General features: G+C 65.9%; 21 protein-coding genes and 1 pseudogene. 13 read left to right on the top strand and 9 right to left on the bottom strand.

All coding sequences use genetic code 11. The features are described from left to right. Positions 1 to 60 precede the first annotated feature (60 nt). The 6 genes from L1080_RS19815 to L1080_RS19790 all read left to right on the top strand — a co-directional run bounded on the left by L1080_RS19815 (position 61) and on the right by L1080_RS19790 (position 8432). Positions 61 to 933 carry an aminodeoxychorismate lyase gene (locus L1080_RS19815; protein ID WP_250770689.1) on the top strand — a complete coding sequence of 291 codons (873 nt, stop codon included), beginning with the start codon at positions 61 to 63 and terminating at the stop codon, positions 931 to 933. A 163-nt stretch (positions 934 to 1096) separates the two neighbouring features. After that, complete coding sequence (locus L1080_RS19810; protein WP_250770685.1) at positions 1097 to 2593, top strand: cytochrome ubiquinol oxidase subunit I; 1497 nt, start codon at positions 1097 to 1099, stop codon at positions 2591 to 2593. Between the two features lie 11 nt (positions 2594 to 2604). After that, entirely contained in the window at positions 2605 to 3642 is a 1038-nt protein-coding gene (gene cydB, locus L1080_RS19805) for a cytochrome d ubiquinol oxidase subunit II (protein WP_250770682.1), read from the top strand. Next, positions 3639 to 5342: a thiol reductant ABC exporter subunit CydD gene (gene cydD, locus L1080_RS19800; RefSeq protein ID WP_250770678.1), complete on the top strand. Its 1704-nt coding sequence runs from the start codon at positions 3639 to 3641 to the stop codon at positions 5340 to 5342. The genes cydB and cydD overlap by 4 nt, the downstream gene beginning before the upstream one ends. Next, positions 5332 to 7011, top strand: a complete 1680-nt coding sequence (cydC, locus tag L1080_RS19795) for a thiol reductant ABC exporter subunit CydC (protein ID WP_250770675.1) — start codon at positions 5332 to 5334, stop codon at positions 7009 to 7011. Before cydD ends, cydC begins: the two co-directional genes overlap by 11 nt. 368 nt (positions 7012 to 7379) lie before the next feature. Continuing rightward, complete coding sequence (locus L1080_RS19790; RefSeq protein WP_250770672.1) at positions 7380 to 8432, top strand: type IV toxin-antitoxin system AbiEi family antitoxin domain-containing protein; 1053 nt, start codon at positions 7380 to 7382, stop codon at positions 8430 to 8432. A gap of 19 nt (positions 8433 to 8451) precedes the next feature. On the opposite strand, the gene L1080_RS19785 is transcribed toward L1080_RS19790, so the two are convergent. Further along, on the bottom strand, positions 8452 to 9054 hold the full coding sequence (locus tag L1080_RS19785; RefSeq protein WP_374433773.1) for a heme-binding beta-barrel domain-containing protein: 603 nt from the start codon (positions 9052 to 9054) through the stop codon (positions 8452 to 8454). A gap of 391 nt (positions 9055 to 9445) precedes the next feature. Between L1080_RS19785 and L1080_RS19780 the strand changes: the two are divergent. Further along, positions 9446 to 10708, top strand: a pseudogene (locus L1080_RS19780) (cutinase family protein). A gap of 63 nt (positions 10709 to 10771) precedes the next feature. Here the strand turns inward: L1080_RS19780 and L1080_RS19775 are convergent. From L1080_RS19775 to L1080_RS19755, 5 genes are all read right to left on the bottom strand, one after another. Continuing rightward, positions 10772 to 11077, bottom strand: coding sequence for a DUF1416 domain-containing protein (locus L1080_RS19775; RefSeq protein WP_159919651.1), 306 nt, complete (start codon positions 11075 to 11077; stop codon positions 10772 to 10774). Positions 11078 to 11079: 2 nt separating this feature from the next. Further along, positions 11080 to 11916, bottom strand: coding sequence for a sulfurtransferase (locus L1080_RS19770; protein ID WP_109327243.1), 837 nt, complete (start codon positions 11914 to 11916; stop codon positions 11080 to 11082). A 60-nt stretch (positions 11917 to 11976) separates the two neighbouring features. Continuing rightward, on the bottom strand, positions 11977 to 12429 hold the full coding sequence (locus L1080_RS19765; RefSeq protein ID WP_250770667.1) for a DUF4395 domain-containing protein: 453 nt from the start codon (positions 12427 to 12429) through the stop codon (positions 11977 to 11979). A gap of 236 nt (positions 12430 to 12665) precedes the next feature. Further along, the gene (locus L1080_RS19760) at positions 12666 to 13145 is read right to left on the bottom strand and encodes a thioredoxin family protein (protein ID WP_250770665.1); all 480 of its coding nucleotides are present in this window, start codon (positions 13143 to 13145) and stop codon (positions 12666 to 12668) included. Then, positions 13142 to 13921, bottom strand: a complete 780-nt coding sequence (locus L1080_RS19755) for an LmeA family phospholipid-binding protein (protein ID WP_109327246.1) — start codon at positions 13919 to 13921, stop codon at positions 13142 to 13144. The genes L1080_RS19760 and L1080_RS19755 overlap by 4 nt, the downstream gene beginning before the upstream one ends. Before the next feature lie 204 nt (positions 13922 to 14125). On the opposite strand from L1080_RS19755, the gene L1080_RS19750 reads away from it, so the two are divergent. The 6 genes from L1080_RS19750 to pstB all read left to right on the top strand — a co-directional run bounded on the left by L1080_RS19750 (position 14126) and on the right by pstB (position 19994). Further along, positions 14126 to 14881, top strand: coding sequence for a winged helix-turn-helix transcriptional regulator (locus L1080_RS19750; protein WP_308202139.1), 756 nt, complete (start codon positions 14126 to 14128; stop codon positions 14879 to 14881). Then, entirely contained in the window at positions 14881 to 15792 is a 912-nt protein-coding gene (gene mshD / locus L1080_RS19745; RefSeq protein ID WP_250770661.1) for a mycothiol synthase, read from the top strand. Before L1080_RS19750 ends, mshD begins: the two co-directional genes overlap by 1 nt. 218 nt (positions 15793 to 16010) lie before the next feature. Then, the gene (gene pstS / locus L1080_RS19740) at positions 16011 to 17129 is read left to right on the top strand and encodes a phosphate ABC transporter substrate-binding protein PstS (RefSeq protein ID WP_159919659.1); all 1119 of its coding nucleotides are present in this window, start codon (positions 16011 to 16013) and stop codon (positions 17127 to 17129) included. Between the two features lie 64 nt (positions 17130 to 17193). Next, complete coding sequence (gene pstC / locus L1080_RS19735) at positions 17194 to 18273, top strand: phosphate ABC transporter permease subunit PstC (protein WP_159919661.1); 1080 nt, start codon at positions 17194 to 17196, stop codon at positions 18271 to 18273. 4 nt (positions 18274 to 18277) lie between these two features. Continuing rightward, a complete protein-coding gene (gene pstA / locus L1080_RS19730) occupies positions 18278 to 19186 on the top strand; it encodes a phosphate ABC transporter permease PstA (RefSeq protein WP_109327250.1) in 909 nt (302 codons plus the stop codon). A gap of 31 nt (positions 19187 to 19217) precedes the next feature. Further along, positions 19218 to 19994, top strand: coding sequence for a phosphate ABC transporter ATP-binding protein PstB (pstB, locus tag L1080_RS19725; RefSeq protein ID WP_109327254.1), 777 nt, complete (start codon positions 19218 to 19220; stop codon positions 19992 to 19994). A 59-nt stretch (positions 19995 to 20053) separates the two neighbouring features. Here the strand turns inward: pstB and phoU are convergent, their stop codons facing one another. From phoU to dusB, 3 genes are all read right to left on the bottom strand, one after another. Next, the gene (phoU, locus tag L1080_RS19720) at positions 20054 to 20749 is read right to left on the bottom strand and encodes a phosphate signaling complex protein PhoU (RefSeq protein ID WP_109327259.1); all 696 of its coding nucleotides are present in this window, start codon (positions 20747 to 20749) and stop codon (positions 20054 to 20056) included. A gap of 81 nt (positions 20750 to 20830) precedes the next feature. Continuing rightward, complete coding sequence (locus L1080_RS19715) at positions 20831 to 22858, bottom strand: LCP family protein (protein ID WP_250770659.1); 2028 nt, start codon at positions 22856 to 22858, stop codon at positions 20831 to 20833. Positions 22859 to 22976: 118 nt separating this feature from the next. Continuing rightward, positions 22977 to 24119, bottom strand: a complete 1143-nt coding sequence (gene dusB / locus L1080_RS19710; protein WP_109327263.1) for a tRNA dihydrouridine synthase DusB — start codon at positions 24117 to 24119, stop codon at positions 22977 to 22979. Between the last annotated feature and the right edge of the window lie 16 nt (positions 24120 to 24135).

Genomic DNA, 24135 nt, shown 5'->3' with positions numbered 1-24135 from the left:
AACCCAGTCTAGGGACCACGGAGGGGGTGGGGCGGCAGGCAGGGTCGATAGGGTGGCTCCATGTCTGATGCAGTGCTGGTGACGCTGGACCACGAGGTACGCGATGCGAACGCCCCGCTCCTGTACGCGGACGATCTGGCGGTGGTGCGCGGCGACGGTGTCTTCGAGACGCTGCTCGTGCGCGGCGGCCGGGCGCTCAAGGTGGAACCGCATCTGTCCCGCCTCGTGACGTCCGCCCGGGCCCTGGCCCTGCCGATGCTGGATCTCGACGAGTGGCGCCTCGCCATCGAACTTGCCGTGGAACAGTGGGACTCCGAACGTGAGGGCGCGATGCGTCTGGTGCTCAGCCGGGGGAGGGAATCCGGGGGTGACCCGACGGCGTTCGTCACGATCGGTGCGGTGTCCGACCGCATTCTCGACGCTCGTCGCGACGGCGTGTCGGTTCTCACACTGGCGCGTGGGTACTCCGTGGACCTGTCCGCGAGTGCGCCGTGGCAGCTGCTCGGGGCCAAGACCTTGTCATATGCGACCAACATGGCGGCTCTGCGCTACGCGGCGACGTTGGGCGCCGACGATGTGATCTTCGTCAGTAGTGAAGGCAATGTGTTGGAAGGGCCACGTTCCACCGTCGTCATCGCCCGGGAGAAAACGCTCCTCACCCCGCCGCCGGAGCACGGCATCCTGCCGGGGACCACGCAGCAGGCGCTGTACGACGTGGCGTCCAAAAAGGGCTTCCGCTGTGAGTATGCCGCGCTGCGTCCCGCGGATCTCATTACCGCAGAGGGTGTTTGGCTAATTTCCAGCGTCACCATGGCAGCGCGGGTGCGCAAGATCGACGGACTGGTGCTTCCGCAGCCTCCTCTCGCTGACGAGATCGTGAAGCTGGTGGACCTTGCGGTCGAGACCGCGGGCTCGGAGTCTGCCGAGGCTTGACAGGCCTACTACATTCGGTAGTAGCTAGGTCCCGTCGGGGAAGTCGTGCGAGGGAAGAGTCTCGCAGAAAGGACTGCCTCGACGGGATCACGCGCACAGGGATCGAGCGGATGCCCACGCCTCGACCCCGAAGCCTGTCCTAGGGCCCAGTTTCGGAGTAGCCATGGATACCCTGGATGTCTCCCGGTGGCAGTTCGGCATCACCACCGTTTATCACTTCATTCTTGTCCCGCTGACGATCGGGCTCGCGCCTCTGATCGCTGCAATGCAGACGATGTGGGTGGTCACCGGTAAGGCCCACTGGTATCGGCTCACCAAATTCTTCGGCAAGCTCTTTCTGATCAACTTCGCGCTCGGGGTCGCGACCGGCATTGTGCAGGAATTCCAGTTCGGCATGAACTGGAGCGAGTACTCGCGGTTCGTGGGAGACGTGTTCGGCGCCCCGTTGGCGCTCGAGGGGCTCGTCGCATTCTTCCTCGAGTCGACCTTCCTCGGGCTGTGGATCTTCGGCTGGGGCCGGCTGCCGAAGCTCGTCCACCTGGCGACCATCTGGCTGGTCGCGGTCGGGGTGAATGCTTCCGCGTATTTCATCATCGCGGCCAACTCCTTCATGCAGCATCCGGTCGGCGCCACCTACAACCCCGACACCGGTCGCGCCGAACTCACCAGCATCTGGGCGCTGCTCACCAACAACACGGCGATGGCAGCCTTCCCGCATGCGGTGGCAGGGGCGTTCCTGACCGCCGGAACGTTCGTCGCGGGTATCTCGGGATGGTGGATGGTGCGCAACATGCGACGGGCGCGGACGGCCACCGCACCCGAGGCGGCGAAGCTCGAAGGTGACGCACGGACCATGTTCCGTCCGGCCGCGCGCCTGTCGCTCCTGGTGGTGATTGCCGCCGGTGTCGGACTCGTCTACACCGGCGACGTGCAGGGCAAGCTGATGTTCGAGCAGCAGCCCATGAAGATGGCGTCGGCAGAATCGTTGTGTCACACCGCGACCGACCCCGACTTCTCCATTCTCACGGTCGGCACCCACAACAACTGCGACGGTGTGAAGCACGTGCTCGAGGTGCCGTTCGTCCTGTCCTATCTCGCCGAGGGCGAGTTCACCGGGGTGACGTTGCAGGGCGTCGAGGATTTGCAGGCCCAGTACGAGGAGCAGTTCGGTCCGGGCAACTATCGCCCCAACCTGTTCGTCACCTACTGGTCGTTCCGCGCGATGATCGGTCTGGCCGCCGGGTCCGCTCTGCTTGCGGTGGCCGGGTTGTGGCTCACCCGCGGCAACCGTGTCCCCGATCAGAAGTGGTTCTCGTGGCTCAGCATCGCCGCGATCCCGACACCCTTCCTCGCCAACAGTGCCGGCTGGATCTTCACCGAGATGGGCCGCCAGCCCTGGGTGGTCGCGCCCAATCCCACCGGGGTGGACATGATCCGGCTGACGGTCGACCAGGGTGTGTCGCATCACTCGGTGTGGACGGTGTGGTTCTCGCTGATCACCTTCACGCTCCTGTACGGCGCACTGGCTGTGGTGTGGTTCATGCTGATTCGTCGCTACGCCGTCGAGGGGCCACTCGAGCACGATGCCCATCCGCCGGGTGACGACGACGAGGAACCCGAAGAACCGGGCACGCCGAAGCAACTCTCGTTCGCCTACTAGGAGAGACGGTCATGGGACTGGTAGAAGTGTGGTTCATCCTGATCGCGGTGCTCTTCACCGGCTACTTCGTGCTGGAGGGGTTCGACTTCGGTGTCGGGATGCTGATGCCGGTGCTCGGCAGGCGCAAGGATGCCGACGGCGACACTCGCCGGCGAGTCGTCCTCAACACCATCGGTCCTGTGTGGGACGGCAACGAGGTGTGGCTCATCACGGCGGGCGGTGCCTTGTTCGCAGCGTTCCCCGAGTGGTACGCCACGTTGTTCTCCGGTTTCTACCTGCCGCTCCTGCTCATTCTGGTGGCCCTCATCGTGCGGATCTGTGCCATCGAGTACCGCGGCAAGATCGACGACGACACCTGGCGCCGCCGTTGCGACTGGGGCATCGTCTTCGGGTCGTGGGTTCCCGCGGTGCTGTGGGGTGTGGCCTTCGCGAACATCGTGCGGGGAGTGGACATCAATGCCGAGAAGGTGGTCACCTCCAGTCTTCTCGATCTGCTCAATCCCTACGCGCTGCTCGGTGGTCTGACCACGGTGCTCCTGTTCGCATTGCACGGTGCCGTCTTCCTGGCGCTGAAGACCGCCGACGAGGTCAGGGTCGACGCCGTCGAACTCGCAGCGAAGCTGGCACTGCCCACAGTTCCGGTGGCCGGGGCGTTCGTCTTGTGGACGCAGTTGGCGCACGGCAAGGGGTGGACCTGGATCCTGGTGGCCGCGGCAGCCGCTGCTCTCGCCGGGGTGGTCGCCCTCACCCGGGCCGGACGTGAGGGCTGGGCGTTCGCACTGACGTCGATCGCCGTCATCGCGAGCGTGGTGCTGCTGTTCGGTTCGCTGTTCCCCAACGTCATGCCGTCCACCCTCGACGCCGCGTACAGTTTGACTGTCGACAACGCGTCCTCGAGTCCGTACACGCTGACAGTGATGACCTGGGCGGCTGCCTTCCTCACTCCCGTGGTCCTCCTCTACCAGGGCTGGACGTACTGGGTGTTCCGACAACGTATTTCGACCAAGCAGATCCCGCCGTCGATCGGTCTCCCACTCGGGCGCAGATGAGCGTCGACTCAGGAAGTGAACTTCGTCTTCCCGGTGAGCGTCCGACCGGGAAGGCCGGTTCACGGCCGCCGATCGACCCCCGGCTGTGGCGCTACTCCGCCGCGGCTCGCGGCTATCTCGTCCTGACCGTCGGCCTGTCGGTGGTCAACGTCGCGATGGTCGTCATCTCGGCCCTGGCCCTCGGGCGGATACTCGCGGGGATCATCGTCGACGACGTCACCGACGTTCGCCGATGGACCACCGAACTGTCGGTTCTGCTGTTGGCGATGGGATTTCGGGTCCTCGGCACCTGGCTGCAATCGAGGTTCGCCCATCGCGCGGCCAGTCGGGTGGTGGCAGAACTGAAGGGTGAAGTACTCGGTGTCGCCGCCCGGATTCGGCCCCGCGACCTCGACGTGCGTCGGGATGAGATCGCAACGGTACTGACGCGCGGGATCGACGGTCTGCTGCCCTATCTCACGGGGTATCTCCCCGCCCTGGTTCTGGCCGCCACGCTCACCCCGGCGACCCTGGCGGTCATCGCCTTTCAGGATCTGACGTCCGCGGCGATCATCTTCGTCACCTTGCCGTTGATCCCGATCTTCATGATCCTCATCGGGCTGCTGACCCGAGGCAAGGCTGCGAAGACGCTGACCGCGATGACGGCACTGTCGTCGCAGCTGCTCGACCTACTCGCCGGTCTGCCGACGCTCCGCGCGCTGGGGCGTGAGCACGGACCCGCCGCACGCGTGCGCGAACTCGGTGACGCACATCGCCGCACCGCGATGTCCGCCCTGCGGGTGGCGTTCCTCTCGTCCATGGTGCTCGAACTGCTTGCGACACTGTGCGTCGCGTTGGTCGCCGTCAGTATCGGTCTGCGTCTGGTATACGGCGAGATGAGCCTGGAGGCAGGAATTGTGGCGCTCATCCTCGCGCCCGAGGTGTATCTCCCACTGAGGATGGTCGGAACACGCTTTCATGCCGCGGAAGACGGAATGGCTGCCGCAGAAAGGGCATTCGCGGTGATCGATACCGATCTGCCCGGCGACGGTGGCGGCATCGGCCGCATCGACGCACGAGGGGCGAGTATCGAGTTCGACGGCGTCAGTGTGCAGTCGCGCCGCGGGATGGCGCCACATGCCTTGTCGGGAGTGCTCGAGCCCGCTCGCGTCACCGCGCTGACCGGACCGAACGGCTCCGGCAAGTCGACGGCCGTGCAGCTACTTCTGGCCCTCACGGACCCGGATGCAGGTGAGGTGCGGGTGGCCGGAACGCCTGTCCGGCAACTCGACCGGACCGCGTGGTGGGCGCAGGTGGCCTGGTTGCCGCAGCGTCCCGTCCTGGTACCCGGCACCCTCGAGGAGAACCTTCGGCTGATCGGCGACGTGGTGGATATCGAGTCAGCCTGCGCGGCAACCGGTTTCGATGCGGTTCTTGCCGAGCTTCCGGACGGGTGGGCCACCCGTGTCGGGGCAGGCGGAGCCGGCTTGTCGCTGGGCCAGCGTCAGCGGCTCGCGCTGACCCGTGTGCTCGCCACCCGCCGTCCCGTCCTCATCCTCGACGAACCGACAGCGCATCTCGACGACAGGTCGGAAGACACCGTGCTCCACTCGCTGCGCAGACTCGCGGCGGCGGGAAAGACCGTCGTCGTCATCGCGCACCGGGCCAGTGTGCTGGCCGCCGCCGATTCCGTGATCGAGGTGCGCGCCGATGTCGAATGACCCGCTCCTGCGAGCTCTCCCGCTCCTCGAACTCGAGCCGAAAAGAGTGCTGCGGGCCGTCGCCGCCGGCGTGGCCACCCTGGGAAGCGCGTTGGCACTCGCCGCGCTCTCGGCGTGGCTGATCACCAGAGCCTGGCAGATGCCGCCCGTCCTCGATCTGAGTGTCGCCGTGGTGGCGGTCCGTGCCCTGGGAATCTCCCGCGGCGTGTTCCGTTACCTCGAGCGGCTGGCCACCCACGACACCGCCCTGAGGGGAACGACGTCCGCCCGGAGTCGGCTGTACCAGCGGCTGGCCGCCGGCGATCCAGCAGCCGCGGCAGGATTGCGCCGCGGCGACCTCCTCGCTCGCACCGGGGCCGACGTGGACACTCTCGGCGATGTCGTCGTGCGTGCGCTGGTGCCGATCGCAGTAGCGCTAGTCCTCTCGGTGGCCGCCGTGGGCATCCTCGCTGTCATCTCGCCCGCCGCGGCACTGATCCTGGCGGTCTCGCTCGCCGTGTCCGGGATCGCGGCGCCGGTGCTGTCCGCCCGCGCCGCGCTGATGTCCGAAAGGGACAGCGCCGCAGCGCGTGCACGCTTCAGCGAAGAGGCCGTCACGGCGCTCGATCACGCCGCTGAACTGACAGTGGCAGGTCGACTCGACCGCACCGTCGACGGTGCGATCGCTGCCGAGCGGGCCGCCGTCGCAGCGACCGACCGCGCCGCTGTGCCCGGCGCCTTCGCCGACGCCGCGACCCCGCTCGCGGTCGGGGCCAGCGTGATCGGGGCACTGCTGATCGGCATGAACATGTACTCGTCGGGGACCATGAGCCCGATGGCCCTCGGCATCCTCGTCCTCGTTCCGCTGTCGGCGTTCGAGGCGACCAGCGCCCTTCCCGCGGCCGCTGTCGCGCTGACCCGGGCCAGGATCGCGTCACGTCGGATCCTTGCGCTGTTCGATGCCGCCACCCCGGACCCACATCCCGGGAATCGGGAACTGGACGGCCCCGTGCACGTGCGCACGACCGGTCTCCGATGCGGATGGCCAGGCGGCAGGACAACAGCGCCGATCGACCTGGACCTCCCGCCCAGCGCCCGGGTCGCGATCGTGGGCGGCAGCGGCTCCGGTAAGACCACGGCGCTGATGACACTGGCCGGACTGCTTCCTCCGGTGTCGGGGGCGATCGACGTCAACGGTGCCGCGCCGGCCGACATCCGGCCCGACTCCCTGCGGCGTCGGATCGGATTCTTCGCCGAAGACGCGCACCTCTTCGACACATCCGTCCTCGAGAATCTGCGCGTCGCACGCGGCGATCTCCAGGAGGATGAGGCGCTCGACGTCCTGGAATCCGTGGGGCTCGGTGACTGGGTTTCGCAGTTGCCGCAGGGCCTGGCCACCACGCTCGCCGGCGGCGCCCGGGCGGTGTCGGGCGGGCAGCGTCGCAGGCTGCTGCTCGCCCGCGCCCTCCTCTCACCCGCCGACGTGCTGTTGCTCGACGAACCCACCGAACATCTCGACGCGGACAGCGGAGCGCAGCTGCTGCGGGATCTCCTCGCGCGGGACGCAAAGCTGGTGTCGGGGGAGCGCACCGTCGTCGTGGTCACTCATCAGCTGCCGGAGGATACCAGCGTTGACGTGGTGATTCACGCCGAGAATGCCGAGAGCGAAAATACGTTGCCGACGCTGTGAGGGCGGCGTACTTTCTTGAGTACACGAGGAAGGAGGTGGTCTGAAGTTGAATGACAAACGGACACGTGAGGTGGCTGCCAGCTAGCCGCTACCGCTGACGGAATTCACTGACCGCGCGAGCGGCGAGCGAATCCCAGGCAGCTACCCGGCCCCCGAGCCCCCGGTCTGGTCCAGATCGGGACCGGTGCACCCGCACCGGAAGGCTCGGGGGCCGTTCTGCGCTCCGCGCCTGTGAGTACTTATTAACAATGGATTGTTAATAAGTACTCACAGGCGGTTATCCACAACCTCACATCCATCCACAGGCCAATTACGATTGTCGGCTTTCGCCCGTGGGTCTGTCGGTGACGCTGCGCACCGTTCGGTCCATGACCACCGCGACATCCGACTGCACACCCGAATTTCAGCGCGTTCTCGACTACCAGCACGGGATCATCACAGCCAAGCAATTGCACGACTTGGGTCTTTCGACCCGCCAGATCCAGCATCGCGTCGAGTCGGGTCAGTGGCCGGCCGTGCTCCACGGCGTGTACGCGGTGACCAACGGACCACTCGACCGCTCCATGACTCTGTGGGCGGCCCTGCTGTTCGGTGGTCCGAGGGCTGTCCTCAGCCATCGCACGGCGGCCGAGGAGTGGGCGCTCGAATCCGTCGACGCCTCTGCGTCCGTCCATGTGACCGTGCCCTATGGACTGTCGGCGGAGTCGCAGGCGCCCACATATCGGCAGGCCGGTAGCCGGTCCGAACGGCTCGTCCCGAGAGAGGGCGATCTACTCCATCCCGGTGTCGTCGTGCATCGCTCCCGAGCACACACCCACATCACCGTGCCGACAGTGCCACCGCGGACGTCGCGAGCGGACACCATCCTGGACCTTGCCGTTTCCGAACCATCGGCAGCAACTGGTGCCCGGGTAGTCGTGGCAGCAGCGACGACTGGCGGTGTTCCGGTGCACGATCTGCTCCGACGGATCGAGGAGCGGCCACCGCGCAGATATCGTCGGGCTTTGACCGCAGCACTCGTGTCGGTGTCGGAAGGCGGTGTTCAATCGCTCCTCGAGCACCGCTACGCCGCAGACGTGGAGAAGGCGCACGGGCTACCGGCAGCGCGTCGACAGTCACCCATTCTCGTCGACGACCGCACCCTGTACGAAGACGTGGACTACTCGGACACCGGTATTCCGCTGATCGTGAGACTCGATGGATTGCGGTACCACTCGTCACGCGTGGTTGCTTTGCGCGACCGGCGCCGCGGCAACGCAGCGGAAATCGCAGGAAAACCGGCGCTGGTGTACGGCTGGGAAGAAGTGACTCGGCGCCCGTGTGTCGTCGCCGCGGAGGTTCGAACGGTGCTCGGACGCGGTGGCTGGAGTGCCCCCAACCCGTGCCCGCACTGTGCGCACTTATCAACCGCGGAGTGTTAACAAGTACTCACGGGTGGGGTCAGCCGATATAGCGGGTAAGACGCGCCGAAAGGCGGGGAAGAAGTTCTCCGTCGGCGATGATGCGTTCCTCGACGTACGCCAGGTCGCCGCCTTCGACGATGCCGTACAGACGCTTGGCGCCGCCGACGAGGGCACCGGAAGTGCTGCGGATGACGACATCGGTGGCGAGTTCCCACGACGACTGCGTGAGGGCGCGACCGTAGAACAATTCGACGATGCCGGAGCTGTGGGTGAGAAGCAGCTCGACGACTTCTTCGTTGGTGCTGCCGGGTATGCCGTCGCCGCTGATGCGCCAGAAACCGGATTCGCGGAGATCGGGACGGACGTATTCACCTTCGCTGTCGAGCACCCAGGACTGGGACTCCCAGCTCAGGTAGTTGCCGCCGTTGTGAGAGACGATGATCTGCTGCCCGAATCGGTAGTCACCGGTCTCGGGGTCGTGGCCTTCGCCTTCACCGCGCCACACACCCACGAGGGGCAGTACCGCGAGGAGTTCGTTGTTGAGGTCCGGCCCGAGCCGCAGGTTCGCGGTGTCCTCGGGCAGCGGAAGGTCCGGAAGCAGGGGAATGTTGCGTGACGCCGTCGACTTGGAGCGCTCGATGGCGTCCGCGACTGCTGCGTCTCCACTTCCGCGACGAACGGTCGCGGAATCGCCGGCCTGCTCGTCGGAAGCCGGCCGGTCGGGAGACGGATCTGCGCCTGCGTCCGGGGAAGAACTCACGACTCGTCGGTGACCAGGCGGTAGATCGTGTACAGCGAGAACCACGTGATCAACACGGCGGCAAGGACAAGAAGTACCTCGAAGAAGATAACCACGCTGCCATCTTAAACCGACGCATTCGAACGGTCGAAACGGGAGCGGCGTTCGCGGACGGCTAGTACCGTTCTCGCGTCGCCGGCCTTCGGGGCCGGGATTCTCCTTTCTCTATCCGGCCAGGTCGTTCCGCGATATTCATGGAGGTTTCATGCTGCGCCCATGCCCTGATCTACTGATGAAAGGTGTGATCATCGCCACAGCAACTCTTCTCGCGTCGGCGATGCCGGTGGTCGCGGTGGCGGCGCCGGATACCGGAAGTGTCGGCTCGGGGAGTGCCGACACGGACCGGGTGGATCCGAACAACTACGCCACCGAGTGTCCGGACGTCCTGATCGTCGCCGTGTCGGGCGCCACCGATTCGACGGAGGACCGCAACCCGCTCACGGACGAGGAGCGACAGCTCTGGTCGAATTGGGTGGGCAACGTGACGGTTCCGACGGGGGCGCGCAACGCCGGCGAGCCGGGAAAGGTGGGATGGATGTACGTCCCCTATCCCTCCACCTACGGTGTCGGGCTCCTCGAACCCGTTCCCACGTACCAGGATTCGATGGCGGCGGGTGTTGCTTCGACCAATCGGATCCTCGACGAGAACAAGAAGAAGTGTGGTGATGCCACCAAGTACGTTCTCGTCGGGTACAGCGTCGGCGCCGAGGTGGTGGAAAGGGTGGCCCGCGAACTCGGTCACCGCGACTCCACCGCGCTGGTGACCGCGGAAGACATCGCCGGCGTGGCCTTGATCGGCGACCCGTACCGGCCCGCGGGAACTCCGTCGCTCGGTGATACCGGCCCGGCGGGTGGGGGATTCATGGCGTCCGAGCCCGCCGACTACGGCGCGCTGCACGGCAAGATCACCTACGCCTGCAGGCCGTACGACATCGCGTGCGACGCGCCTCAGGACATCGCGGTTCTCGACCTCGCGTTGGGAGTGCTCGGTCAGATGCACTTCACGGTGCTGAACCCGGGCCAGACGTTCTCCGACTTCGCGACCGCGGTGTCGGGCATGGCTGCGCGCTCCATCGTGCACATCATCACCCATGAGGACTGGTTCGCTTCGTAGGAATCATTTCTCGATGTGCTGCGGAAGGTGGCCGACCTCAGCTATGACCCCGACGGGCCAGACCGCGACATTCAGCTGACCGACGAGCAGGTTGTCGAGGCGCTGAACTGGGCGACGGGGCCCGGCGCAGACGTGGTGCAGGCCAAGCTGGCCGACGAGGGCGCCGGATTCCTCGAGGACAACAAGGACATCTTCGACCTGGTGGTCAAGCCGTACATATTCCTGGCGTTCATCCAGCACTTGCTCTACTGGAACAACAATCCGAACGACCCCTGGTACTGGGAGAGCGAGAAACTGGTCGATTGGATCACCGACCTGGCCCACGCCGAAAAAGGCAGCGATACAGCGGCGCAGCCGGACGCTGCAACCCCGGGCAGCTAGACCCTCGCAGCCGAGAAAGGCCCCGCTCCGTATACGGAGCGGGGCCTTCGTGGTGCGGTGAAACTATTCGCCGACGGTGACGTCGACGTTGTGAACGCCTGCGCCGCTCGGGCTCACCGTGGCGGTGCCGTTGCCGGAGCTGGACAGTGCACGCACGGTCCAGTCGCCGGGAGCGGCGAAGAAGCGGAAGTCGCCGGTGCCCGAGGCAACGACCTCGGCGGTGAACTCGCCGCTGCCGTCGAGGAGGCGCACGAACGCTCCACCGATCGGCTGTCCGTCAGTGGCGAGGACACGGCCGGTGATGACCGTTTCCTTCTCCACGTCCACGCCTGCGGGCAGGGTCTGGGTCTGTACGGGTGCTCCACACATGATCAGTGAACCTCCAACTCGATCGGGGCGCCGACGAGTGAGCCGTATTCGACCCAGCTGCCGTCGTAGTTCTTGACATCGGACTTGCCGAGGATTTCCTTGAGCACGAACCAGGTGTGGCTGGAGCGCTCACCGATGCGGCAGTACGCGATGGTGGGCTTGGACTCGTCGTAGCCCTTCTCCGAGTACAGCTTCTCGAGGTCGTCGTCCGACTTGAAGGTGCCGTCCTCGTTAGCGGTGGTGCTCCACGGGATGTTGAGGGCGCCGGGGACGTGTCCACGCTGCTGCGCCTGCTCCTGCGGAAGGTGCGCCGGCGCGAGGATCTTGCCGGAGAACTCGTCGGGGGAACGGACGTCGATCAGGTTCTTGTTGCCGATCGAGTCGATGACCTCGTCACGGAACGCGCGGATCGACAGGTCGGGGGCCTCGGCCTTGTACTGGGTGGCCGGGCGGGTGACGGTCTCCTTGGACAGGGGGCGTCCGTCGAGTTCCCACTTCTTGCGTCCGCCGTCGATCAGCTTGACGTCCTGGTGGCCGTACAGCTTGAAGTACCAGTACGCGTAGGCGGCGAACCAGTTGTTGTTGCCGCCGTACAGGACGACGGTGTCGTCGTTGGCGACGCCCTTGGCGGACAGGAGGTCGGAGAACTGCTGCTGGTTCAGGAAGTCACGACGGACGCCGTCCTGCAGGTCCTTCCGCCAGTCGAGGCGGATGGCACCCTCGATGTGGCCGCCGTCGTATGCGCTGGTGTCCTCATCCACCTCGACGAAAACGGTCTTGGGGGCATTGAGGTTCTGCTCAGCCCAGTCGGCGGAGACTAGGACATCGGAGCGAGCCATGGTGTTCCTTTCGATGTGTACTTACTCGGTTCGGGTGGATGGTGCAGTGGTGTGTGGCGGTCAGGCGCTGGCGCGCACTCGTGCGACCAGCGGATAGATCTGGCAGCCCAGACAGAAGCCGAACGCCGCGTTGAGGAACGCGGCGAACAGGGCGAAACCGGTGGCCACGCCGCCGACGATGCCGGAACCGGCCAGGAAGCCGATGGTTCCGACTGCTGCGAAGACGAAACCGACGAGCTGGGCGAATCGAAGCGGTGCGACGGGTTCCTTCTCGGTCACCGGGGCGAGCCGGGGAGCAACGAGTGCGCCGAAGATGCGGCCGTAAGGGCTGCGGCGCGGCCCGGTGGCCGCACCGACTGCGAAGACGACGGCCTGCAGGGCGAGCAGGACGCCCGCGGCGAGCAGCGAGAACGCAGAGAGAACGAACACGGCGACCAGGACGGCGGTGGTGACCCAGGCGGCGAACCGGGGGCCACGAACGTCGACCTGCTCGACTTCGAGGGTTGTGGACATGAGAAGTGCTCCTGCGGTGAGTGCTGATTGCTTGCCTGGCTCCGACGGGCGACGAACATCGTCGTCATCGGGTTTCGATCACGTGAGCGGAGTCCGCGGTGTCAGCAGAAAGTGACAGCCCTGGTGATCAGCAGCAGGTACAGCAACAAGCCCCGAGGCGGCACAGGTCAACCGTGCGGCGTCGGGTGAGCATGAGCTCGTGGCTGGATTGCACGTCGGTGAGTTTACCCGGTTCTTCAGGAATTTGAAGCGGGGGGCCGGGAGAGGGGCTCCAAGGCGGCGCGCAGGTCGGCCGCGGCAGGCACTCCGGACACCCGAAAGCGTTCGCGCAGGTCGCTGTCCAGAATGAACGTCGTCGGCAGGGACAGAACGCCCAGTTCCTTGGCGAGAGCGGGGTATTCGTCGATGTCGAGTTCCACTTCGGCCGGTGGGTGCGGCTCGTCGGCGAGGTCCTGGACGACCTGTCCCACCACCCTGCGCACGGCGGCGCACGGGCCGCACCAGTCTGCGGAGAAATGCAGCACGGTCGCCGAATGGTGAGACGCTGCCGCTTCGGAGCCCACACCGGCGGCCGCGAGGAGCCGTCGCCGTTCATCGGCCACGAGAGAATCAGTCGACCCTCTCGTGGTGCGAACCCTGCCTTGCCTGCGTTGCCACCAAAGCCCGAACGCGACGGCGACGAGCAGTGTGACGATCAACAATGTGATTCCGGTCATCTGTTCTGTAGTTCGTCGAGGTCGATCGTCACGTCGTTGCCCACACCTTCGATGACTATCTGCGAACCCTCGGCGTATACCTCTGTGGGCTGGACCCCGAAGGGCAGTTCCCTAGGGTCGATCGTCCGGGTGAAGAGTCCGAGGATGGCGGGAGCCAGGGGATCGGGGATGCTGAAGTCGGCGTGACCCTCCGGTCCGAAGTAGAAGTCGCTGGCCACGATCTTCACCTGGCCGCCCTCGAGAACGAGGTCGGCCTGCACGCTGACCGTCGTCTCGATCGGCCCGACCGGAACCGTGCCCGTGAGGACGACGCCCCCCGCCGTGGGCATGCCCGAGCCACCCGATCCGCCGGTGCCGTCCGATTTGCTCGCCGGTGGTGCCGACACCTGCAGGTCAGGTATGCCGAGGAATCTGCCCAGGTCGGTGGCGTCGATCAGCATCCGGCCTGTCAGGTGATCGACGGGAAGCGCCTGGACCGAGCCGTCCACCAGATCGGACAGTGGGGCCGAGACGCCCTGGAGGGTGGACTCGATCGTCACCTCGCCCACCACATCACTCTGTACCCCCTGTGCCCGGATTTCGATGTTGTCGTATTCGCCCTCCCAGGCCTGGGTGAGGAACGGGAACCCGTGAACGGTGACCTCCGGATCCGCCGTGAGCGAGGCGCCCGCCCGCAGCTCCCTCGACACCCGGTACTCCGCGTAGGCCGCCGCCCCGAAGTCGACGACGAGACCCAGGGCGACGAGGAAGACGATTCCCATGATGAGTTTCCGCACGGCCCCATTGTGACCGACACGGTGACCGTGGGCGCCGGTGCAACCATCGGCGCCGGGCCTCGAGGGTTCGGTGCAACGAACAGCTCTGGTGGCGCGCTACTCTGTCACCGACAAAAGTGTCGATACCTTCAGGGTCGATCTACCTGCACCGGCTGTCTCACCAGTCGGCCGGTCGGGTACGACGGTGACGAGATGGGAGGCTGTGTGGAGCTACTGCTTCTTACCTCCGACCCCAACCCGGAGGCGGTCCTACCGGCCCTCTCCCTGTTGGCGCATTCGGTGCGGCCTGCTCCGACGGAGGTGTCTTCGCTTCTGGAAGCGAGCTCCGCTGATATCGCCCTGGTGGACGCGCGGACTGATCTTGCGGCCGCCCGTGGCCTGTGCAGGCTGCTGGGAAGTACCGGTTCTGCCGTACCGGTGGTGGCCGTGCTGACCGAGGGCGGCCTGGTGGCCGTCAATTCCGACTGGGGATTGGACGACATCCTTCTGCCCGGCACCGGACCTGCCGAGGTCGACGCACGTTTGCGTCTTCTCGTCGGGCGCAGCGGTGGAGTTGCCAGCCCGGAGGCCTCGGGCAAGATCACGCTGGGCGAACTCGTCATCGACGAGGGCACCTACACGGCCCGGCTTCGCGGCCGTCCCCTCGACCTCACCTACAAGGAATTCGAGCTCCTCAAGTACCTGGCGCAGCACGCGGGACGCGTCTTCACCCGCGCGCAGTTACTGCAGGAAGTGTGGGGTTACGACTTCTTCGGCGGCACCCGCACCGTCGACGTCCACGTGCGGCGCCTTCGGGCGAAGCTGGGCAGCGAGTACGAATCCTTGATCGGTACAGTGCGCAACGTGGGCTACAAAGCTGTTCGACCCGCCAGGACCAAGTCGGGTACACCGGCCATGCCCGTCGACGACATGGATGCCGACGACATCGACTTCGAGTCGGCCGAGGGGCCGGCGATCTGATGAGTGCTTCGGTGCAGTCCTGGCAGGATCGACTCGACGCGGCTCAGGCCGTCGAAGTGTCCGCGCTGTTGGAGCGGGCAGCGGAGACGGATGGGACCGCCGCGGTGTCGGAGCAGGGTATCCACGCGCTGGCCGGCGTCGGCGAGGCGCGACATCTCGTGTGGACCGACGAACATCGCGTGGTCGGGTACGCGCAGTTGCAGCCGGGTCACGGCGAGCACCCTGCAATGGCGGAACTCGCGGTCGACCCGCAGGCCCGTGGCCGCGGAATCGGTGGCCGCCTGGTCGCCGAGGCGCTGGACGAGGGTGGCCCTGACTCGCGGGTCTGGGCGCACGGCAATCTGCCGGCCGCGCAGGCGGTAGCGCGGCGTCTCGAACTGATCGGTGCACGTGAATTGTTGCAGTTGAGGCGCCCGCTCGAGGGTGCCGATCTGCCGGAACTTGTTGCGCCGCAGGGTATTACGCTGCGCGCCTACCGTGGAGTCGAGGACGACTCCGAGGTGTTGCGGGTCAACGCCGCCGCATTCGCCTGGCATCCCGAGCAGGGTTCGTGGACCGCCCGCGAGATCGCGGAGCGTCGCGCCGAGGACTGGTTCGATCCCGCGGGGCTGTTCATGGCCTTCGAGGCGTCGGACGAGCGCACCTTGCTCGGATTCCACTGGACGAAGGTGCATCCCGCGCAGGGCGAGAATCCGGCGATCGGTGAGGTCTACGTCGTGGCGATCGACCCGTCGGCGCAGGGGCGTGGACTCGGCAGATTCCTCACGCTCGCCGGACTGCATTATCTGCGCGACCGGGGAATCGGTGCAGTACTGCTCTATGTGGAAGGCGACAACGCTGCCGCCCTCCATACCTATGAGCGTCTGGGCTTCGCGCCGTTCCACGTCGACGTCGCCTACGCGCGCCGCTGACGGTCTCCACTACGTTCCGGTCGGCCGTACGTCCGGGAAATCTGGACGAATGCGTGGTCTGTTCACTTTCCGTTCACCGATCATGGTCCTACTGGACATTCACTACCCCTAGGTTTCTCCATGGGCAGCGCCGTGTTGCCTGGTGCAGGATTCAACCAGCGATCCGCGCCTCATGTCGCCGCCCGATCGTGGGCGAGACGATATTTCCGGAGGACTAGGTGAATTTCAAGCGCAATGGTGCCCTGCTCGGTGCAGTGGCCCTGGGTGCCATGACCTTGGCCGCGTGTGGCAGCGACAACAACGCCGCAACGAGCGGAGTCGACGTGTCGGCGTCCAACGCCACGTGCGAGGGCAAGGCCAACCTCTCTGCCGCTGGTTCCTCGGCGCAGAAGAACGCGATGGACCAGTTCGTGTCCACCTACATCTCCGTCTGCCAGGAAAAGGGCAAGACCGTCAACCTCGCGTACAACCCCAGCGGATCCGGTGACGGCCGTACGCAGTTCATCGCCGGCCAGATCGACTTCGCCGGTTCCGACTCGGCAATCAAGGCCGAGCAGGCCGAGCAGGCGAAGGCCCGCTGTGTCGGCGGCGAGGCCTGGAACCTTCCGCTCGTCTTCGGGCCCGTCGCCGTCGCGTACAACCTGGACGGCGTCGAGGACCTCGTGCTGAACGGCGAGGTGACGGCCAAGATCTTCAACGGCACCATCAAGAAGTGGAACGACCCGGCCATCGCCGCGCTCAACGAGGGCGCCACCCTGCCGGATCAGGACATCACCGCGATCATCCGCTCGGATTCGTCGGGCACCACCGACAACTTCCAGCAGTACCTCACCGCCGCCTCGAACGGCGCCTGGACCACCGGTGCCGGCTCCGACTTCACCGGTGGTATCGGTGAGGGTGCCAAGGGTTCGGCCGGTGTCGCGCAGGCAGTGGCCTCCGCCCCCGGTTCGATCACCTACGTCGAGAAGTCCTTCGCCGACCAGAACAAGCTGTCGGCCGCGCAGATCGACAACGGCTCCGGCCCCGTTACGCTGTCCGACGAGTCCGCGGCGAAGGCGATCGAGGGTGCGCAGTTCAAGGGTGAGGGCACGGGCGACCTGACCCTCGACCTCGCTTCGATCTTCGGTACCCAGGAGTCCGGCGCGTACCCGTTGGTGCTCGCCACCTACGAGATCGTGTGCTCCAAGGGATACGACGCCGATACCTCGGCTGCGATCAAGTCGTTCCTGACCAGTGCCGCGAACGAGGGTCAGGCCGACCTGGCCGAGCAGGGCTACGTGCCGCTGCCCGACACGTTCAAGGAGAAGCTGAACGCGTCGATCGCCGCCATCGGCTGATAGCACGCAGTTCGTTCGGACCGCTCATGTCTCTATATCCTGACGAGAAAGAATGCGAGCGCAGATGAGTGAAGCGCCCACCGAATCAGCACCTCGCACCTCCGGCTCCGCTTCAGGCGGGGCCGGGGTGGGCGGTCCGAACGGCACCCCGGAGGCCGAGTTGAGTTCTACCCAGGCCGAGACCCCGACCCCGACTTCGGCGGGAGGGACCCCCGGCAAGGCGGTCACCAGGCCCGGAGACCGGGTCTTCCGCTCGCTCGCGACCAGTTCGGCGATCTTTGTCTCCGTTCTCATCGGGGCGATCGGCATCTTCCTCGTGTGGCGCGCGGTTCCTGCTCTGAGCCGGAACGAGGTGAACTTCCTCACCAGCCGTGAGTGGGTCACCGTCGACATCAATGCGATGGCGTTCGGTGTGCTCGACCTCTTCCAGGTGACCCTGCTGGTGTCGGTGTTCGCGCTGGTGCTCGCAATGCCTGTTGCTCTCGGAATCGCGATCTTCCTCACGGCCTACTCACCGAGTTGGCTCAAGCGCCCGCTGGCATACGTCATCGACCTGCTCGCCGCGGTGCCGTCGATCGTGTACGGGTTGTGGGGTCTCCTCGTCTTCGCCCCGGCAATCAAGCCGTTCGCCATCTGGCTGAACGAAAATCTCGGCTGGTTTCCGCTGTTCGCGACCGGCAGCGGATCCATCCTCGGCGGCGGCACCATCTTCACCGCGGGCATCGTTCTCGGTGTGATGATCTTGCCGGTGATCACCGCGGTCACCCGGGAAGTGTTCGTTCAGACGCCCACCGCGCACATCGAGGCGGCGCTCGCGCTCGGTGCCACCCGGTGGGAGGTCGTCCGGACCACGGTCATCCCGTTCGGAAAGTCCGGTTACATCAGTGGTTCCATGCTCGGCCTCGGCCGCGCTCTCGGTGAGACCATGGCGCTGTACCTGATCTTGCGGACCACCTCGCAGTCGTTCTCCTGGTCCTTGTTCGACGGCGGCGCCACCATCGCCTCCAAGATCGCTCTCGGCTACGCGGAGTTCAACAACGACATCCAGGCCGGCGCCTACATCGCCGCCGGTCTCGTGCTCTTCGTGCTCACCTTCGTCGTGAACGCCGCTGCCCGCGCCGTGATCGCAGGAAAGAAGGACTGATCCCATGACCGCGACCCTCGACAAGCCGGTCAAGGCGCCCACCTTCCGGGGTGTCGGTACCCGGCGCCGTATCACGGACGTCACCGCTACTGTGCTCGTCACGCTGGCCGTACTCATAGCGTTGATTCCGCTGGTGTGGGTGCTGTTCACCGCGATCGCCAAGGGAATTCCCGCCCTGACCTCGGCCACCTGGTTCACCCACTCGCTCAGTGGCCTGACGTCCTCGGCGGCCGGCGGTGGCGTTTACCACGCGCTGATCGGCACGATCCTGCAAGGACTCGTCTGCGCGCTGCTGTCCATCCCGCTCGGCCTCTTCGTGGCGATATACCTCGTCGAGTACGCCGACCGGCAGTCGCGGCTGGCCAAGCTCACCACCTTCATGGTCGACATCCTGAGCGGTGTCCCGTCGATCGTGGCGGCCCTGTTCATCTATGCGCTGTGGATCGCGACCTTCGGCTTCCCGAAGTCGGGATTCGCGGTGTCGCTCGCGCTGGTGTTGCTGATGGTTCCCGTCGTCATCCGCAGTACCGAGGAAATGCTCCGCATCGTCCCCCAGGACCTGCGGGAAGCGTCCTACGCACTCGGTGTTCCCAAGTGGAAGACGATCGCCAGGATCGTGCTTCCCACTGCGCTTCCCGGCATCATCACGGGTGTCATGCTGGCTCTCGCCCGCGTGATGGGAGAAACGGCTCCGCTGCTGATCCTCGTCGGCTACGCACCGTTCATCAACTTCGATCTGTTCGGTGGTGAGATGGGGACGCTGCCCGGCGTCATGGTGTCCGAGATGAACAACCCCACCGATGCGGGCACCAACCGCATCTGGGGCGCGGCGCTGACGCTGATCCTGCTCATCGCCATCCTCAACGTTCTGGCCAAGGTCATCGGCCACTTCTCACAGGTTCGTAGCAAGTGACACATACACATACATCAGTAGGGAGCCGGTAATGGCCAAGCGTCTGGATCTCAAGGACGTCAACATCTACTACGGCAAGTTTCATGCCGTCGCCGATGTCGGGCTGTCGGTTCCCCCGCGGAACGTGACTGCCTTCATCGGACCGTCCGGCTGCGGCAAGTCGACCGTCCTGCGCACCCTCAACCGGATGCACGAGGTGACTCCCGGTGCACGCGTTGAGGGTTCGATCCTCCTCGACGGTGAGGACATCTACGGTTCGGGCACCGACCCGGTCGGTGTCCGCAAGACCATCGGCATGGTGTTCCAGCGTCCCAACCCGTTCCCGACGATGTCCATCAAGGACAACGTAGTGGCCGGTCTCAAACTGCAGGGCGAGCGCAACAAGAAGCGGCTCGACGAGGTGGCGGAGCGCTCGCTGCGCGGCGCGAACTTGTGGAACGAGGTGAAGGACCGTCTCGACAAGCCCGGTGGCGGCCTTTCGGGTGGCCAGCAACAGCGTCTGTGCATTGCCCGTGCCATCGCGGTATCGCCCGACGTGCTGTTGATGGACGAGCCCTGCTCCGCTCTCGACCCCATCTCGACGCTCGCGATCGAAGACCTCATCACCGAGTTGAAGAAGGACTTCACCATCGTCATCGTCACCCACAACATGCAGCAGGCAGCGCGGGTGAGTGACCAGACGGCGTTCTTCAACCTCGAAGCGACCGGCAAGCCGGGCCGTCTCGTGGAGATCGACGACACCGAGAAGATCTTCTCGAACCCGACGCAGAAGGCCACCGAGGATTACATCTCCGGCCGCTTCGGATAGAGCCCGACGACGAACGCCCCGACCGTAATTCGGTCGGGGCGTTCGTGTTGGAAAGGCTCTTACAGGTCGGGGTAGGTGGTCAGGTTGTCGGCATCGGCCACAGGGCCGGTCTCGTCGGGCAGCTTGCCGGTGACCAGGAAGATGACGCGGCGGCCCACCTCGACGGCATGGTCGGCGAAACGCTCGTAGAAACGGCCCAGCAGCGTGACATCGACGGCCGCGGCTACGCCGTGCTTCCATTCACGATCCATCAGGACGGTGAACAGGTGGCGGTGCAGGTCGTCCATCGCCTCGTCCTCCTCGCGGAGGCGTGCGGCCCGCTCGGGGTCCCGGGTCTCGAGAACCTCACGGGCGGCTGCACCGATGGAGACGGCGATGCGCCCCATCTCGGCGAAGTATCCGTTGACCTCTTCGGGCAGAACGTGATTGGGATGTCGGCGGCGCGCGATCTTGGCGACATGGAGGGCGAGGGCCCCCATGCGGTCGATATCGGCGACGATCTGGATTCCGCTGACGACGGAGCGGAGGTCGCCGGCAACAGGTGCCTGAAGGGCGAGGAGGGCGAACGCACGCTCCTCGCAGATGGTGCTGAGATCGGTGATCTTGTCGTGCTCTCCGATCACCTGCTCGGCAAGGGAGAGGTCGGCCTGGAGCAGTGACTGGGTGGCCCGCTCCATGGCGGCCCCCGCAAGCCCCGCCATCTCACCGAGCAGGTCGGCAAGCTCGGTCATTTGTTCGTTGTAAGCCACGCGCATGAGGTCACAGCCTACGGTGCACGGGAGTCCAAGTCACGATCGCAGGGTGAACGCGGGGTGAACGACGTGCCTGATCAGCGCTCAATCACAGGACGCGTCGCCGGCATTGACCACCGCGAGATCGGCGGGGATCTCGACGTCCTCCGGCTGGCCGACACGCACCCCGGACATGTCCAGCGGAGTGTCGATCGCGCTCGGTGCCTGCACGGTCCCGGAGAAGTTCGACCCGACCGCAACCTCGGTCACCGTTCCCAACCCGGAGGTCGACTCGAGGATCGCGCCGGGGAAAGCCGACGCGAGGGTGGCGGCTTCGGCTTCGTGCCCGGGGGAGAACCGGACGACCGTCTCGGCACTGGTGGCGGTGTAGTTGCCGACGTTGTAGATCTGAAAACCCTGCGCGGCCAGCGCGTCCGCGGTGGTCGCGGCCAGCCCCGATTCGCCGGAAGCGTTCGATACCTGCACCGACACGCTGGTCGGGTCGACCGCAAAAACGGGAAGGGGTGCGCTCGTCGTCGGAGCGGGGGCCGACGCTGCAGCCTCGATCGGTTCGGCCCGCTTCTCCCCGGGAAGCGGGGCGTCGTCGATGATGGCGCGGAAGATGGCCTTGATGTCATCGATGCGGGGAATCTCGTTCCCCCAGTCGGTGGTTCCTGCGGTCGGGACAGTCAGGAAGGTGACCGCGCCGGCGTCGACGTTCTGCAGCGAACGGCCGAGTGTGACCAGGGACTTGGTGTCGATGTTCTCCACGAACGTGTCCCGGGTGAAGGCGTTGATGAACCCGTTGAGCTTGCCGGGATTGAGGAGAACCTGACTGGACAGTGCTCCCCTGAGAAGTGCAGACAGGAACCGCTGTTGACGGTTGATGCGGCCGTAGTCACCGTTGCCCTCCGCCTCCACGTGGCGGGCGCGGACGAAGTTCAGCGCTGTCTTTCCGTCGAGCACCTGGGTGCCGGCCTCGGGAAGCACGGTGCCGAGGACGAAATCCTCGAGCGGCTGTGTGGTGCAGATCTTGACGCCACCGATCTCGTTGACCATCGACTCGAAACCGGCGAAGTCCATGCCGACGAAGTGGCCGATCTTCAGGCCCGACATCTTCTGGATCACCTTCACCAGACACTTCGGCCCGCCCAAGGCGTAGGTGGCATTCAGCTTGTCGCCCTCGGCGGAGGGGAACGTTTCCTCGGTGTATGTCCCCGTGGCGTTGTCCCAGCCCTGGCAGACCGGGCGCTCGACGTCGAGGTCGCGGGGAAAGGAGACCGCCACGACGCGGCTGCGATCAGCAGGAATGTTGACGAGCATCACGGTGTCGGCGCGTGAACCCTCAGCGTCCTCGACCGTTCCGGCGCCGATTGCGCCGCTGGCACCGGCTCGGGTGTCGGTGCCGACGATGAGATAGGTCTCGTCACCGGTCTGCCCACCTGCGTCGACGATGTCCGTCGACTCGGTGTCGAGGGCGGCGATCTGATCGAACTTGCCTTCGGTGGAACGCAGGTAGCCCCACACGATTCCTGTTCCGGCGAGCGCGATCACCGCCACCAATGCGACGAACGCGCGTCCCACCGCCCGTAGGCGGCGGCGTCGACGGCTCTTGCTCAACGCCAGACGAGTCAATCCCGGATTACCGACCACCTGAGGAGTCGCGGTGGTTTCGGCGTCCGCATGCCAGCCGGTCTCTGCGTCGCTGGTGGAGAGTTGCGAGGGCGGAGGTGTGAACGTCGGCTCCGGTGGGGCGACGGCACCAGGTGGGGGATGTCGCTCGTCGACTGGCGCGATCGTCTCGGTCTTGTCCGGATCATCCGGTCGCTGTGGTTCGTCTCCGGCGACCTTCTTGACGAGGTCTGCAACGGAGAGGCCTTCGGTGGGTCCGCCGGCCGCGCGCCGGCCGATGCGCCCGCTGTCCTGGCGGATGGCGTCCGAGCGCTCGATCGGGGGACGACGGTCCGACGGAGCCGGACGTTCGGGAGGCCGCTGTTCCGGAGGTGGCTGGTGTGGAGGCAGCCGACGTTGTCGTCCCGACTGCGCTTCCCGATAGCGTTGATCGGCGAGAGGGCGTTCCCAGGGGGCGCGCGATTCGGGCGTCGGGGCGTCCGAACTGTGATCATCACCCACCGATACAACCTGCCCTTTCCGCCGACCCGGACCTCCGTCGGGGCCGACGGATTCCAGTCATAGTACTTATCGAACGTCGGCGCTCCACTCGGGAAGCGATGCGACTCGCCCCCTGCTCCTAACCGCCCGAGTGCATCATGTCCGCTCCAGCCGGAACCAGGCAGTCCTCGGGATCGTCGAGCCAGCCCTCGGGAAGGGCCACGGTTCCCGGCGAGCCCTGGCGCCCCCGGGGTCCCTCGGCGTCCTTGGGGAAGGGGATCGACGGATCGAGCTGGGCGAGGAGCCCGTCGAGTTCGGTGAGGGTGCTGACGAGGGCCATGGCCACGCGCAGATCGGAGCCGGCCGGGAATCCACGCAGATACCAGGAGACATGCTTGCGCAGTTCCCGGAGGCCTTTGTCTTCGCCGTGGTGAGCGGCGAGGAGTTCGGCGTGCCTACGGATGATGGTCGCGACCTCACCGAGGGTGGGCGGCGTCGGCAGTGGTAGTCCGTTCAATGCGGCGCTCAGCTCAGCGAACAGCCACGGCCTGCCGAGGCATCCGCGGCCGACGACGACGCCGTCACACCCGGTCTGGTCCATCATGCGGGCCGCGTCCCCGGCGTCGAAGATGTCACCGTTTCCGAGCACCGGAACGTCCGTGACGTGTTCCTTGAGCCGCGCGATCTCGTTCCAGTCGGCCGTACCCGAGTACCGCTGGGACGCGGTGCGCGCGTGCAAGGCGACAGCGGCGGCGCCCTCGGCCGCGGCGATGCGGCCGGCGTCGAGATGCGTGTGGTGCTCTGCGTCGATGCCGACACGGAATTTGACCGTCACCGGAATGTCGGTGCCCTCGGTGGCCTTGACGGCGGCCGCGACGATCCGGCCGAACAGGTTGCGCTTGTACGGCAAGGCCGCGCCGCCACCCTTGCGGGTCACCTTGGGCACCGGGCAGCCGAAGTTCATGTCGATGTGGTCGGCCATGTTCTCGTCCACGATCATCTTGGCCGCCGCGTATGTCGTGTCGGGATCGACCGTATACAGCTGCAGCGACCTCGGCGTCTCCGTCGGCCCGAACGTGGTCATGTGGAGAGTTGCGGGTTGCCGTTCGACGAGTGCCCGGGCGGTCACCATCTCGCAGACGTAGAGGCCGGACGTGCTCCCCGCCCGCTCCGTCTCGAGTTCCCGGCACAGCGTGCGGAACGCGACGTTGGTGATGCCTGCCATGGGAGCGAGCACCACCGGGCTGCGCAGCTCGAGCGAACCGATACGAAGGGTAGACATTGACGACCTCTGGGAA

It is taken from the genome of Rhodococcus sp. MSC1_016, from assembly GCF_023667485.2.
GTDB lineage: Bacteria > Actinomycetota > Actinomycetes > Mycobacteriales > Mycobacteriaceae > Rhodococcus_F > Rhodococcus_F oxybenzonivorans.
This window is presented reverse-complemented; position numbering and strand designations above follow the sequence as displayed.